The sequence below is a fragment of the Paraplanobispora takensis genome (assembly GCF_016863195.1).
In the GTDB taxonomy this organism is placed as follows: Bacteria; Actinomycetota; Actinomycetes; order Streptosporangiales; family Streptosporangiaceae; genus Planobispora; species Planobispora takensis.
Genome location: NZ_BOOK01000001.1, coordinates 75,113 through 87,808 on the forward strand (window position 1 = coordinate 75,113; position 12,696 = coordinate 87,808).

Annotated in this window: 15 protein-coding genes and 1 tRNA gene; 8 read left to right on the plus strand and 8 right to left on the minus strand. The window is 67.0% G+C overall.

Annotated features, from left to right (window positions below):
- Window positions 1-13 precede the first annotated feature (13 nt).
- From Pta02_RS00355 to upp, 5 genes are all read right to left on the minus strand, one after another.
- Window positions 14-1,372, minus strand: coding sequence for a helix-turn-helix domain-containing protein (locus Pta02_RS00355; RefSeq protein WP_203872569.1), 1,359 nt, complete (start codon window positions 1,370-1,372; stop codon window positions 14-16).
- Between the two features lie 132 nt (window positions 1,373-1,504).
- Entirely contained in the window at window positions 1,505-2,035 is a 531-nt protein-coding gene (locus tag Pta02_RS00360) for a PH domain-containing protein (RefSeq protein ID WP_203872570.1), read from the minus strand.
- Window positions 2,032-2,190 carry a hypothetical protein gene (locus Pta02_RS00365; protein WP_203872571.1) on the minus strand — a complete coding sequence of 53 codons (159 nt, stop codon included), beginning with the start codon at window positions 2,188-2,190 and terminating at the stop codon, window positions 2,032-2,034. Before Pta02_RS00365 ends, Pta02_RS00360 begins: the two co-directional genes overlap by 4 nt.
- A gap of 126 nt (window positions 2,191-2,316) precedes the next feature.
- Window positions 2,317-2,547 (minus strand): hypothetical protein, encoded by a 231-nt coding sequence (locus tag Pta02_RS00370; protein ID WP_203872572.1) that lies wholly within the window; start codon window positions 2,545-2,547, stop codon window positions 2,317-2,319.
- Between the two features lie 261 nt (window positions 2,548-2,808).
- Window positions 2,809-3,447 carry a uracil phosphoribosyltransferase gene (upp, locus tag Pta02_RS00375; protein WP_203872573.1) on the minus strand — a complete coding sequence of 213 codons (639 nt, stop codon included), beginning with the start codon at window positions 3,445-3,447 and terminating at the stop codon, window positions 2,809-2,811.
- Window positions 3,448-3,606: 159 nt separating this feature from the next.
- Between upp and Pta02_RS00380 the strand changes: the two genes are divergently transcribed.
- From Pta02_RS00380 to Pta02_RS00400, 5 genes are all read left to right on the plus strand, one after another.
- A complete protein-coding gene (locus tag Pta02_RS00380) occupies window positions 3,607-4,116 on the plus strand; it encodes a tRNA adenosine deaminase-associated protein (protein ID WP_373872325.1) in 510 nt (169 codons plus the stop codon).
- A gap of 17 nt (window positions 4,117-4,133) precedes the next feature.
- On the plus strand, window positions 4,134-4,625 hold the full coding sequence (locus tag Pta02_RS00385; RefSeq protein WP_203872574.1) for a tRNA adenosine deaminase-associated protein: 492 nt from the start codon (window positions 4,134-4,136) through the stop codon (window positions 4,623-4,625).
- 79 nt (window positions 4,626-4,704) lie between these two features.
- A complete protein-coding gene (tadA, locus tag Pta02_RS00390; protein ID WP_203872820.1) occupies window positions 4,705-5,148 on the plus strand; it encodes a tRNA adenosine(34) deaminase TadA in 444 nt (147 codons plus the stop codon).
- Between the two features lie 24 nt (window positions 5,149-5,172).
- Window positions 5,173-5,259 (plus strand) — tRNA-Ser (locus Pta02_RS00395).
- Between the two features lie 152 nt (window positions 5,260-5,411).
- Complete coding sequence (locus tag Pta02_RS00400) at window positions 5,412-6,680, plus strand: tyrosine-type recombinase/integrase (protein WP_203872575.1); 1,269 nt, start codon at window positions 5,412-5,414, stop codon at window positions 6,678-6,680.
- A gap of 129 nt (window positions 6,681-6,809) precedes the next feature.
- Here the strand turns inward: Pta02_RS00400 and Pta02_RS00405 are convergent, their stop codons facing one another.
- Genes Pta02_RS00405 through Pta02_RS00415 form a run of 3 tightly spaced genes read right to left on the minus strand, consistent with a single transcriptional unit; the run spans window position 6,810 to window position 8,424 of the window.
- Window positions 6,810-7,661, minus strand: a complete 852-nt coding sequence (locus Pta02_RS00405) for a helix-turn-helix domain-containing protein (RefSeq protein WP_203872576.1) — start codon at window positions 7,659-7,661, stop codon at window positions 6,810-6,812.
- Window positions 7,662-7,679: 18 nt separating this feature from the next.
- Complete coding sequence (locus tag Pta02_RS00410) at window positions 7,680-8,195, minus strand: DUF6879 family protein (RefSeq protein WP_239129165.1); 516 nt, start codon at window positions 8,193-8,195, stop codon at window positions 7,680-7,682.
- A complete protein-coding gene (locus Pta02_RS00415; RefSeq protein WP_203872577.1) occupies window positions 8,176-8,424 on the minus strand; it encodes a 3'-5' exonuclease family protein in 249 nt (82 codons plus the stop codon). The genes Pta02_RS00410 and Pta02_RS00415 overlap by 20 nt, the downstream gene beginning before the upstream one ends.
- A gap of 159 nt (window positions 8,425-8,583) precedes the next feature.
- Between Pta02_RS00415 and Pta02_RS00420 the strand changes: the two genes are divergently transcribed.
- The 3 genes from Pta02_RS00420 (at window position 8,584) to Pta02_RS00430 (ending at window position 10,285) form a co-directional block, all read left to right on the plus strand.
- Window positions 8,584-9,384: an SAM-dependent methyltransferase gene (locus Pta02_RS00420; RefSeq protein WP_203872578.1), complete on the plus strand. Its 801-nt coding sequence runs from the start codon at window positions 8,584-8,586 to the stop codon at window positions 9,382-9,384.
- A gap of 74 nt (window positions 9,385-9,458) precedes the next feature.
- Complete coding sequence (locus Pta02_RS00425; protein WP_203872579.1) at window positions 9,459-9,638, plus strand: hypothetical protein; 180 nt, start codon at window positions 9,459-9,461, stop codon at window positions 9,636-9,638.
- Window positions 9,635-10,285: a hypothetical protein gene (locus Pta02_RS00430; protein WP_203872580.1), complete on the plus strand. Its 651-nt coding sequence runs from the start codon at window positions 9,635-9,637 to the stop codon at window positions 10,283-10,285. The genes Pta02_RS00425 and Pta02_RS00430 overlap by 4 nt, the downstream gene beginning before the upstream one ends.
- The last annotated feature ends 2,411 nt before the right edge of the window (window positions 10,286-12,696 follow it).

A 12,696-nucleotide genomic window follows, 5' to 3' on the forward strand; every position in this document is an offset into this window, starting at 1 on the left:
TACCGCGGCGGCCTTATCGGGCCAGCGCGGGGTCGACCGTCATGCCCACGAGCGCGTCGCGGACTCCGACGGTCTCCAGCGCCTTACGATACGCGCTCATCTGCTCCTCGGTGGCCCCGGCCCTGCCGTACAGGTCTCCGAGGCGGCGCCACACCCGGGCGGCGTCGCGGTTGAAGCCGGGGAAGGTGGGCTGCGGGTCGGCCAGGAGCTCCCGGGCGCCGTTCAGGAGGGACAGGACGTTCTTCTCGCCGCCTGCCAGCGCGACCTCGGCGAGCATCAGCCGCGCGGTGGCGCCGGTGGCGCCGGAGCGGCTGCCCAGCATGTCGAGGACCGCGGAGGCCAGGCGCTCGGAGGCGTCCAGGTCGCCGCTCTTCAGCTCCACGGACGCGAGCACGATCAGGCTCTTGGCGTGGTCGTGGACGTGGCGGGAGAAGGAGGAGAAGACCTCGCCGGCGGTGGTCGCCAGACGCCGGGCCTCCTCGATCGGCTCACCGTCGAAGGAGCAGGCCAGACGCGCCCACTCCATCGCGATGTGGGCCAGCTTGACGGCCATCCGGGCCTGGTGGCCGGTCGCGATCGCGTCGTCGGCCAGGCGGACGGCCAGCGCCGAGTCCTCGCCGTCGGCGGCGGTGATGCTCGCCTGCCACAGGGCGTGGACCTGCTCGTCCTGGTCGGTCACGGAGGGCACGCCGTTGGCCAGGATGACCTGCCGGACGTAGGCCAGGCCCGGCGAGTGCGGCCCGTGCGGGGCCTCGGTCTCCAGCAGGCAGGCGGCCAGGTCGACGGCGATGCCGCCCTGCACCAGCGAGAGCCGGTCGACCTGGGTCAGGGCCTCCAGTGCCAGGTCGCGGGCGCGCAGGATGTCTCCGCCGTAGCGGTAGCAGCGGCTCAGGGCGACCGTCAGGGGCAGGTCGGCCAGGCGCTCCGGATGGGCGGCGGCCTCCCGGCGGAGCCTCTCGAAGGACTCGACCGCGGCGGCGATCCTGCCCTGGGCCTCCAGCGCGCGGGCCCGGCCGAGCCGGGCGTGGGCGGCCAGGATGGCGTTCTCCTCGCCCGCCACCTTGACGATCTCGGTGAAGCGCTCGGCCGCCACCGCGGCGTCGCCGTGGTGCAGCTCCAGCTCCGCGTGACGCAGGCCGAGCTCGGTGTCGATGCGCTGCCGGGGCTCGATGCCGTGCAGGAGGAACTCGGTGGTGCAGCCCAGGCGCTCGGCGAGAAGGCGCGCGACCACGGGGGTGGGCGTGCGCTTGCCCGACTCGATGAGCGAGACATAACTGTCGGAAAGGTCGGGCCCGGCGAGCTGCGCCTGTGACATGCGCCTGCTCAGCCGCAGTCCGCGGACACGGTCACCGATGGTTCCCTGACTCGGCATCTGATCTCTCAGGGCGGGGGATGGTCAATGTCTCCGCCATGATTGCATGAAGAAGTCGAATAGGGTAACCCCGAGAGAAGAATCCCAGGCCGGACTCTCTCCCCTCCCTATGCCATAGCGGCCATAGGGACATTAATCATCCGAGGGGTCCGTGCTGGGGAAAAGCATCTGACAGACCTCGAGGTAGAGCGTCTCGGGATACGGGATGTAGGGGACGGTCGACAATGCCTGGTCCTGACCGGCCGATTCCAGGACGAACTCTCCGTATCCCAGCATTCGGCCCAGCAGAGACCGCTGGAAGCTCATGTCGGTGACTTTGGTGAGCGGCATCATCGCGACCTTGCGCGTGATGAGGCCCGTGGTGAGCAGCATGCGCTTGGAGGTCACCACGAAGTAGTCGACCGACCACTCCGCCACCTTCCACACGAAGCGGATGAGCAGCAGGAGCCAGGCCCACCAGACGATGACGATGCCGCCGTCGACGTTCTCCCGGCTGAGCCAGGTGCTGAGCAGACCGGCGATGATCAGACCGCCGAAGACCTCGGCGACGGGGCGGAGCAGTACGGCCGGGTGACGCCGCACCATGATGACCTGGTGTTCGTGGGGGAGCAGGTAGCGGTTGACCGACGAGGGGGCTGAGTCCCCGTGGGTCACTAGTCTCATGACAGATGGGAGACGAACTGGGCCAGGGAGTCGGCCGCGTCGAACACGGAGTCGAGAGCGCCCTTCACCGCTCCTGCCGCGTCATCCGGTCTTTTGAACAGGAAGAACGCGGCGAAACCGATGGCGCTGTACTTCAAAATCGTTTTGACCTGCACTGCGGCCTCCTGCCACCACTCACCCACTGCACCCGACGTATACATTACCCACGCCCCCGGCGGGGTAAAGCGTGTCGGCCCATCGGGTCTTCGTCCGTGCGAAGCCCGCCGGGCCGGCGGTTCCGGTCACTCGTGTCCGCTGACGACCAGCGCGAGGACCTCGAGGTGTTTGCGGGCGATCCGTTCGACGAGCCCGGGATGGGCGTATCCGGTGATCTCCAGGGCGCCGTAGTGCGCCGCGTCTATGCAGCGGGTCACCGTGGCGGCCGGGTGGATCGCGGAGAACTCCTCCCGCAGCGCGGCGCTGACCTCCGCGTAGGGATCCGGCTCCGGCACCGGGTTGCTTCGCTCGCTCACTGTTCCCCCGACGTGCGCCCACGGCCGTTCGGCACGATGGCGCGCAAGAGATGCTTCGGCACTCTTCGTACCCATACAACGACAGATTGTAACGATAGAAGGGGGGAAATAGCCCATCGACGGGCGGAAAGCGGCGAGGCGGGACGCCGCCGGGGGGTTCCGGCGGTTCGCCGCGCTGTCCCGGCGGCGCCGCGGAGGCTGTTCTGACGCCGCAGAGGTCGTTCAGGCGGCCATGAAGGGCTGCAGAAGACTGCCGAAGGTTCAGACGACGCCGTAGAGGCGGTCTCCGGCGTCGCCCAGGCCGGGGACGATGTAGCCGTGCTCGTTCAGCCGCTCGTCCAGGGCGGCCGTCACCAGGCGGATCGGCCTCCCGCTGCCGGCGAACGCCTTGTCCAGGTAGGCGATGCCCTCGGGCGCGGCCAGCAGGCACAGCGCGGTCACGTCGTCGGCGCCGCGCTGGAAGAGGAACTCGATGGCCGCCGCCAGCGTGCCGCCGGTGGCCAGCATCGGGTCGACCACGTAGACCTGGCGCCCGGACAGGTCGTCGGGGAGCCGGGTGGCGTAGGTCTCGGCCTGGAGGGTCGACTCGTTGCGGATCATCCCCAGGAAGCCGACCTCCGCGGTCGGCAGCAACCGGGTCATCCCGTCGAGCATGCCGAGGCCGGCGCGCAGGATCGGGACCACCAGGGGGTGCGGGTGCGCCAGCCGTACGCCGCGGGCCGGGGCGACGGGGGTCTGCACCGTCACCTCGCTGACCCGGACGTGCCGGGTGGCCTCGTAGGCGAGCAGGGTCACGAGCTCGTCCGCCAGCCGCCGGAAGGTCGGCGAGTCGGTGTTCGCGTCCCGCAGGACGGTCAGCTTGTGGGCCACCAGCGGGTGGTCGACGACCAGGGTCTCCATGGCCGTCAACGGTATCCCGGACCGCGCCCGACCAGGACAGCGGATCGGGCCCGACACGCGCGGCGGCGGATTTGATCACAATTTAGACGGAGAGGCATACGGGTATGCCGCGCTTCTGGAAGCATTGACCTCCGTACAGGCCGCTCGGTGGGGATGACGATGACAGACGAAGATGCGCTCGACTTCGCCATCGTGGTCTATCGCGAAGATGACCGCTGGGAAGCGGAGATGCTTCCCGTCGCGCTTACGACCGATCTTGAGGGCCTGATCCACGCCCTGCGCCAGCAACCCGGCATGAGCGGCGCGATTGGGCTGGTCGCCGTGGGGGATGAGTTCTTCGTGGCGCTACGGGTGTTCGGCGAGACGGTGGAGGTCTTCCTCTCCGACATCGCCGCGTCCTGGGACTTCCCGCTCGCCCGGCAGGTGCTCGAATACCTCGACGTACCGGTGCCGGACGAGGACGAACTCGAGGCGATCCTGCAGGACGAGGAGACGGCGCTCCCCGCGGGAGACCTGTCGATCTTCGCCGACCTGGGGCTCGACGAGATGGAGCTGGGGGTCCTGTCCGGGGACATCGACCTTCTTCCCGAGGATGTGCTGTCCAGCATCGCCGCGCGGCTGGGATTCTCCGAGCCGTTCGAACGCGCCATCGACTCCGTGTTCGGTTGATCTCGGGGAGATCGGTCATGCCCTCCAGACGCTCCGGCAACAGTGTCTTCTCCGCTGCCTTCGCCCGCACCGCCAAGGGCTGGAACGGTGCCGAGGTCGACCTCGGCGACGTCGAGCTGGTCGACGACCTCTCGGACGCGGTGCAGGAGCACCTCGCCCTCGACGGCGACGAACTGACCCTGTTGTGCGTCGAGGTGGAGGACGAGTGGTTCGCGATCGTCCGCTACCAGGACGCGGAGGAGCCGCGCGCCTTCCTGTCCGACGCCCAGGCGGGGCACACCGACGATCTGGGCGCGCTCTTCGGCGAGCTGGCGGGGGTCGCGCCCGACACCGACACACCCGAGATGGGCGTACGGCCCGCGGGTGACTTCGAGCTCCTGACCGACCTGGGCGTGAGCCCCGAGGAGCTCATCGAGCTCAGCATGGAGGAGGGCGCGCTCCCCGCGGACACGCTCTCCGTCATCGCCGAGCGGCTGGGCTTCGCCGACGAGCTCGACCGGCTGCGCTGACGGGCGCGCCGGCGACGGCACCACCGGGAGCTGACGGACGTTGACCGACCACCGATCCCCGGACTCCTACGTCCCCGCGATGCGGCTCGCCCTGGCGCAGGCCGTACGGGCCGGTGAGCGCGGGGAGGTGCCGGTCGGCGCGGTCGTCCTGGGGCCCGGCGGGGCGATGCTCTCCCAGGCGGGCAACGACCGCGAGTCCCTGCACGACCCGACCGCCCACGCCGAGGTGCTCGCCCTGCGTACGGCGGCGCGCGAGCGGGGCGAGTGGCGGCTGGGCGGCTGCACCCTGGTGGTCACGCTGGAGCCGTGCACCATGTGCGCCGGGGCGGCGGTGCTGGCCCGGGTCGACAGGATCGTCTACGGCGCCGTGGACGCCAAGGGCGGCGCCGCGGGCTCGCTCTGGGACGTCGTCAGGGACCGCAGGCTCAACCACCGCCCCGAGGTCGTCATGGGCGTGCTGGCGGACGAGTGCGCCGAGGCGCTGACGGGGTTCTTCGCGCTCCGCCGATCGCGCGAGCAATAGCGGTTATCCGGTAAGCTGCTCGGCGGTGGTGTCGCCTAGTGGCCGAGGGCGCACGCCTCGAAAGCGTGTGATGGGGCAACTCATCCGTGGGTTCAAATCCCACCACCACCGCCGCTAAAAAGGGCCTCTGACCTGTGCAAGCAGGTCAGAGGCCCTTCGCATATCAAGATCATGGGGGAACCGTGGGGGAACGGCCCCGTTCCCGATCTTGAAACGCGGCCCCGGTGGCGGTGGTGCTCACCTTCCGAAACGGGAAGGTAGACATGGCATCGATCGAGAAGAGAACCGGCACAGGCGGACGCACGACCTACCGCGTCTCCTGGGTCATCGGCGGCGCCCGTGGCGGCGGCCGCGACAGCGAAACCTGCGACACCCTCCGGATCGCCAAGCGCTTCAAGGCCCTCGTCGAAGCCGCGGGGGAGCGCCGCCCCGAGGGCTACCCGAAGCGGTGCCGGGGCCTGGAGCTCGCGGCCGCCGAGCCCGAGGAGGAGAGCCCCGAGCAGTCGCCCACCTTCGCCGCGGTGGTCGAGGCGTACCTCGCGCTCCCGACCCACCGCGCCGAACCCCGCCAGCTCGCCAACTACCGGCGGCTGTTCGACCGGCACGTACGGCCCGCGATCGTCCTCCTGGAGGACGGCGTCCGCATCGGTCCTCTCGGAGGTCTGCCGATCACCGAGATCACCACCGACGTCATCCAGGCGTGGGTCACCTGGATGGGCCAGCAGCGACGCCGGTTCCGCGGCGAGCTCGCCCCGTACGCGCCCAAGACGGTCCACAACATCCACGGCGGGGTCATCGCCCCGGCGCTCTCCTACGCGGCCCGTAGGGGCCTTCTGGACGTCTCCCCGTCCATCGGAGTCCAGCTCCCCGCCAAGCCCGCCCGGACCGTGACCATGGACCAGGTGCCCACCGGAGAGGAGATCGCCGAGTGGATCGCCCTCGGGTACGAGGTGTCTCAGCTCGCCGGCGACGTCATCACGCTGGCCATGGGCACCGGGCTGCGCTATGGCGAGATCACGGCGTTGCGGCCGTGTGACATCGACCTCAAGCGGCGGCTGCTCACCGTGGCACGGGCAGTGAAGGAGGACGGTGAGCCGCGACGGCTCTACATCGCCCCGTACGGCAAGAGCGACGCGGCGTTGCGCACGATCCGCATCCCCGACAGCGTCGTGCTCATGCTCAAGCGCCGCACGAAGGACGTGCCCGATCAGGAGCTGATCTTCACCGCTCCGAAGGGAGGCATCCTGCACTCCAACGGCTGGTCCCGGATCTGGTCGAAGGTCACCGAGCTGGCCAGGCAGCGAAGCATCAGGAAGTCACCCACCCTGCACGCCTTCCGGCACGCCCACGCCACCGAGCTGCTTGCATCTAACGTCTCGCTCGACACCGTGAGCAAGCGCCTGGGCCACGAGAGCATCATGGTCACGGCCAACATCTACAGCCACCTGTCGCCGGAAGCCGACCAGCGCGCCGTCGACGTCGTCGACCAGGTCATGGGCGGCAAGCCGAAGACGACCACGGCGGCCGGCTGACCGGCAGCACACCGCGTCCGGGTCGGATATCCGGACGGGCATGTAGGGCGGCCCCGGCGTCGAGGACGTTGGGGCCGTGACCCTTAGCCGAGAGCCTCTTCGAGATCGTCGCGTTCGGCCTGTACTGGCTCAGGCGTTCAGCGCGGCAATCGCCGCGGTGATCAGCACGCGGGCAGCTTTGCCGTACACCGCGAGATCGGCCAGCTCGGCGAACGCCGCAGCGTACATGGCGATCTCCCGGGGCTGGGTGATGGTCAGGTGCCCGGACACCAGCTCGACTGTCACCTCGGCGTCGTCGAACATCCAAAAGCCCTCCACCGGCCAGATCGTCGACCGGTCTCCGCCCAGGGGGATGATGCCCAGCGACACCGAGGGGAGTGTGCTGGCCGTCAGCAGGTGGCCGAGCTGTCCGGACATGGTCTCCGGCCCGCCGATCGGGTGGCGCAGGACGTTCTCCTCCAGCAGCACGGCGAACTGGTGGTCGCCCTCGTAGATGACGTGCTGTTTGCCCACCCGGACCTGTACGGCCTCCTCCACGTCGTCCGGCAGAGAACGGCGCCGCATAACGGAGGTGAGCACGGCGGAGATGTAGGCGCGGGTCTGCAACGGCCCCGGGATCACCCGGGGCGAGTAGATCCGGAAGCGCCGGGTGCGTTCCCAGCGCGGCAGCACCGACTCCTGCGCCCGGCGCAGACCGGTGCGTTCCATCTGCCGCCACTCGACGAACATGCCCTCTACCGCGCGCAGCGAGGCAATCAGGTCAGGGATCTGGTCGACTGCGCCGCAGTGCTCACACCAGGCGCGAATGTCTCGGGCGCTCGGGGTTTGCTTGCCGTACTCGACCTTGCTGATCTTCGACGAGTGCCAGCCGGTGCGCTCGGCCAGAGCCCGGCCGGTCAGCCCCGCCTCCTCCCGGATCTCGCGGAGCCGCCGGCCGAGGGCTTCAAGCGCCTGGTGCGCGCTGGAGGATGAGGAACGCACGGGCCCGCCAGTACCTGCTCACTCGGGCCGGTACTGGTCATGGGGGATCGCGCGCTCCCACACGGCCCCGAACGCCGTTACGTGAAATCCCACCACCGAAAGCTTGGTGATGATCTCGGAGTCGACCTTGTCGCCGTCCCCGCTGAAGTGGTGGACCAGCAGCACCTCCTCATCGAACAGCCAGAAGTCGTTACCGGGCAACGCCAGATCGGTCGCCCGGCGCCGGGGAAGCCAGCGCACCTGCTCCCCGGCGCGCACGTTGGGCACCGTGACGTCGTACTCGTAGCGGATGTAGGAGCTGACCGGCTCCGAGACGATGCGGGCACGGCGTATCACGACGCCGCGGGCGGTCGCGTTCACGATGTTCTGCAGCCACGGCCGCCACCAGGAGGCGCGGTCGTTCAGGTCGATACGGTGGCCGGCCTGCCAGGCGTGGTAGGCGGGATCGTTGAGCGTGTAGCCGTCGCGCATCTCCAGGTGGATCGCGGAGCGGGTGCAGGCGGCCAGGTACTGCTCAAGCGTCCGCTCGACCACCGTTCACCTCCGGGAAGAACTGCATCATCTGCCGGGGCCAGCGGATGCGGATCTCTCCCTCGGGAGTGGGGCCGAGTTCGGCGAGCGCAGCCGGGTCGTTCCTGACGTAGCCCTGCAGGACGTATTCGCCGGTCTCGGTGTCCTCCCACACCGTCGCGGATTCGCCATCGGGGCTGTTGGGATCCTTGCCGAGGAATCGAAGGGCCATGACGGTCTCTTTCTCGATCATGGGCAGCGGTATTGCTTGAGTGTGCTTGGGCACGTGCAGCCGTACAAGGAGTTTGCTCGGATTTGCTTGATCAATCTGAGTGAGCTCCCAGGAAGGAGAACACAAGCAAAGCGCAGCAACCTCGTTGAGTCGCTGACCAGCGGATTTCTACCGTCAGGCATGCGCTCCCTTGCCACCCCTGCGGGCGCCTTCGATCCCCTCACCCCGAATTGGGCCCGCATCCATGAGTACCTGACCGGCGGAAAGAGCCACTTCCCACCGGATCGGATCGCCGCCGACCGCATGAAGGACATCCTTCCCACGGTCGCCACCGGCCTGCGCGAGCAGCGCGAGTTCGCCGAACGCGCCGTGCGCCACATCATCAGCACCGAGGGCGTCACCCAGGTCCTGGAGCTGGGCTGCGGCCTGCCCCGCTCCCGGAACATTCACGAGATCGCGGCCGCACTCACCCCGGACGCCCGGACCGTCTACGTCTCCAACGACCAGATGGTGCTCGCGCACGCTCGCGCACTGCTGGCCGTAGATGGCCTCACCACAGCGGTGGCCGGCGACCTCCAGGCCCCGCAGACCGCCCTGACGGACCCGGCCGTGCGCGACCTGCTCGACCTCGACCGGCCGGTCATCGTGCTCCTGGTCGATGTGCTGCACTTCACCGGCGACCCGGCCGCGATCGTGGCCGACCTCAGCGCCGAACTCGCCCCGGGCAGCAAACTCGTCCTCACGCACCTGTGCCTCGACGGGCTCTCTCCTGCCGCCGGCAAGCACCTGGCGCGGGTCCTGGCCGACACCGACACCCCGATCACGCCACGCCCCTACCGCCAGATCCGCGCCTTGTTCTCCGGGCTCGACCTCAATGAGCCGGGCGTGATCGCGGTCTCGCAGTGGCGACCCGACCACGAGCTGCACCACCCGACCCCGCAGATCATCGGCGGCGTCGGGACCTGGCGAGGCCAGCCATGAGCGGGCGCGGGCCGGGCGTTGGAGGTAGCGACCCGAGACGGCCCGCGCCGCTCCTCCCCGACGAGCAACAGGCGATGCTCGCCGACTGCATCGGTCGGTCCTTCCCACCCTGGACGATCTGGCACGCCCACGGCACCTGGTACGCCACCCAGCGGTGCTCCTGCACCGGAGCCGAGTGCAGCTGCGCACGCACGCTGCACGACCCGAACGCAGGTGAGCTGTGCCGCCAGCTCGCCGAAGCGGAGCACGCATGATCAGCCCAGAGATCCCCGTCCCCTACGTGCTGGCCTACTCCGGCGAGGCCGTCCCCCAGCGGCTGAGCTTCGCCGAGGACCCCATGTCCGGGATGCTGCGCCTGTCCCACCGGGCCCCGCGGCCGCGCTCGGACTGGACCCGTGGCGTGCTGCTGGCCCGCATCCGCACCCATCAGCGGGGCGAGGTGATGTGGCGGATGCTGAACCGCCACCGCCAGTGGCAGTGCATGATCAGGCACCTGTGTCAGGTGTGCGCGGGCCCGGCTACCGACCCGGCCACCGGCCGCCTGTGGTGGGTGATCACCGAGACCGGGTTCCGCGCCACGGAGTCCGCCGGCGGGCTAACCAACGCGCCACCGACGTGCCCGGCGTGCATCCCCGCCTCCCTGCGGTTCTGCCCGCAGCTGCGCAAGTCCGCGACCGTCTACACCGTGGGCGGCGTCGAGTTCGCTGGCGTGCTGGCCGACCTGTACGAGCCGGGCCCGGGTGGGCAAGCGGTCTTCGCGGGCGAGCGCAACGTGTTCGTTGGCTGGGAGGAGTTCGCGATCCTGCCGTATGCGCTGGCTACGCAGATGGTGGTACGGCTGCACGGCATGGAGCCTGCCCCGCATCTTTCCCCCGAAGCCGCCTTGGTCGTCGCCTCATGAGCCCTCCGAAATGGGCCCTTGACGAATCGAGGTTGGCGGTCGAACTCAACGGTTGCGAGGTGGGCTGCCTGGGCATGCATTCTGTGGTATGAGAGTGTTGTTAGGCCCAAAGGGTGATCCTTCGAGGCCTTGGCCAGTCCAGTAAATACCGACAGATGCTTGTGCTGATTCCCCGTCTGGGCGGACGACGAAAAACTCTGAAGTGAAGGCCTGTCTGTCCAAGGTGTGGCCTTTAACTTCTAGAAGCCATCCTCCCTCGGTGTTATCCCTCGGCGCAATATAGGCCGCTCGCGTGATGTTGGGTGTGTCGCCTGGTATTAGGCACCATTGCAGCGCATCCTGGAGAAGGGCGTCGCAATTCTCCGTACTGCGGACATGCCTTTTACAAAAATCTACAACACCATTCTGAGCGACGCCATTCACGACCTTAGTCAGTACACCCTCAGCCATCTCTTGAGTGAAGGTCTGCGGACTTGTGGACTGACTTGAGTGTGTACACCCCGCGGCTAGCAATGAGGCTACTGTGACTATGAGTACAGGTCTTACGGGTATCATGGCAGTAATCGCACCTCGTTGAACAGTGGGTCACGTCCCGCGAGGTGGCGTAGCTCATCTCGCGTGGGTTCTGCTGTTTACACTATGCCGTGAGTAGTTCAGGATGCACCACCTTCTTAGGATCGGTTCGTCATGAACTTCGATCAAGAAAGCACCGGGAGGCACAGCAGCGCCTCGAGATAGAGGAAGATGCCGACCACGCCGCTGCGGCGGCTGATCTCCTTGTTCAACGGTCCCTGGATCGTTGGACCAGGGCTGCTTCCAGACCTCGCGTGGGAAGGCGGCATGGGGCAGTAGGCCCTCGCGAAGCCTCCAAATGTATGGCTGGATACTTCGCTTCCAGGGCGTCGATGGCCGGATGCCAATCTGATCACCGCGGTTAGTTCCGCTTCGATCGGCGCTCCTGATAGATCGTTTCGGCGCCTGCCATACCCAATCGGTTCTCTCGGAGGCTTGGAGTGCCTCCGGAAGCTCTAACAACACAGACTGATCCAAAGGGCCATCGTGTGTCCTTTCCCCACGTGCGACTTGACAGTCCACGCAGAGACTCACGCGATGGCCCCCTTGGGTCCCGAGATAGCACCAAACCGGTCTGGAACTACACCACTCTACGGGACACAACCGAACGATACGCCTCACTGCAGGGACGGATAGCCCGGTGAGCAGCCGTCCCTGCAATGGTCACGCATCGATATTTTCTAGTAGCACCAGCCGTCTTCCCAAGCGAAGGCGCAGGTCTCTCCATTGAACCAATTGCTCCACGTGGGTCGACCATTATTCTGGCCGACCCTCACGGAAACCTGGTGCCGTGTCACGCGCTGCTGGTCAGTTTGACCCTTAAAATATGTGCTCATCTTGCCGGCCTCGGGATAGTCGTACACCCGCAGCTCATCGCAGTGCGTGTACGATCCGCCCACAGTCCATGGACTAAGTCCCAGTTCGACATTCACACTAACTGGGCGACAGTTCCCATAGCTACCCTGCTGGGGTGCGTAATCTACGCTATAGAGTGGCGGAGAGTCCGCTCCAGCCTCTTGGCCGCGGCCGCAGGAGATGAGGTAGTGAGTGCCGGGTACGTCGGGATCATCTGAGCGGCAGACATTCCATGCCTCGAAAGAGTAATAGTTCCATGAACTATTCCCGTCATTCTTGAGAACAAATCGCTTATAACACGGCTCCTGCCACCATGTTGTTTCATATTTTCTTGCAGCGCAGTAGCTGTGATACATCTCGATATACGGCTCTGCTAGTGCGGCTACAGCTCCATCGGCCGACTGGGGGTCATCCTGTGCCTTTTGATCGGGACCGGCGTCGTCCCATTCCACAGTGATCAGGCAAGGGTCGGTACCGTCCTCGGCGGAACGTGGCCCGCTGACGTATCGTACTTGCGTGGTTTCCTTTGGAAATATTACAGTCTCGGTACCGCGACGACACTTAGGGTTTGGTAGAATCTTCCGAGTGTCTACGCTGAGGACCCGATACTGGCCGGCACGCATTTGTGAAGCGGCTTCTCCGAAGCCTCTGCCAGCTACTCTCTGTGCGTAGCTGTCCAGGGCCTTCCTTCCGGAGGCCAAGTTCGTGATATCTTTAGAGTTGCTGGCGTCGATGACCACGCGGATGGGCGACTGAATGCTCGCGCCATGTGCTGACATCTGCAAGGCTTGCGCCGATGAGGGCATCACCAGTGCCATCGTGCTAATCATTACCGCAAAGGCGGTCGCGACTAGGCTGGCTCTTCTTCGTAGCATGGGTTAAACTTGCTCCTCGCATCGAGTTGATGTAGCCACGGGCGGGGGTTACTGGCAGGTGCGCCCGCCTGTGGCTTTACTGTTCACCTTGTAGTAGGATCCGCTCCT

Bases quoted from the DNA above. Each gene is read 5' to 3' on its own strand.
- Pta02_RS00355 (WP_203872569.1), bottom strand. From the start codon at position 1,372: ATGCCGAGTCAGGGAACCATCGGTGACCGTGTCCGCGGACTGCGGCTG.
- Pta02_RS00360 (WP_203872570.1), bottom strand. From the start codon at position 2,035: ATGAGACTAGTGACCCACGGGGACTCAGCCCCCTCGTCGGTCAACCGC.
- upp (WP_203872573.1), bottom strand. From the start codon at position 3,447: ATGGAGACCCTGGTCGTCGACCACCCGCTGGTGGCCCACAAGCTGACC.
- Pta02_RS00380 (WP_373872325.1), top strand. From the start codon at position 3,607: ATGACAGACGAAGATGCGCTCGACTTCGCCATCGTGGTCTATCGCGAA.
- Pta02_RS00385 (WP_203872574.1), top strand. From the start codon at position 4,134: ATGCCCTCCAGACGCTCCGGCAACAGTGTCTTCTCCGCTGCCTTCGCC.
- tadA (WP_203872820.1), top strand. From the start codon at position 4,705: ATGCGGCTCGCCCTGGCGCAGGCCGTACGGGCCGGTGAGCGCGGGGAG.
- Pta02_RS00400 (WP_203872575.1), top strand. From the start codon at position 5,412: ATGGCATCGATCGAGAAGAGAACCGGCACAGGCGGACGCACGACCTAC.
- Pta02_RS00415 (WP_203872577.1), bottom strand. From the start codon at position 8,424: ATGATCGAGAAAGAGACCGTCATGGCCCTTCGATTCCTCGGCAAGGAT.
- Pta02_RS00420 (WP_203872578.1), top strand. From the start codon at position 8,584: ATGCGCTCCCTTGCCACCCCTGCGGGCGCCTTCGATCCCCTCACCCCG.
- Pta02_RS00425 (WP_203872579.1), top strand. From the start codon at position 9,459: ATGCTCGCCGACTGCATCGGTCGGTCCTTCCCACCCTGGACGATCTGG.
- Pta02_RS00430 (WP_203872580.1), top strand. From the start codon at position 9,635: ATGATCAGCCCAGAGATCCCCGTCCCCTACGTGCTGGCCTACTCCGGC.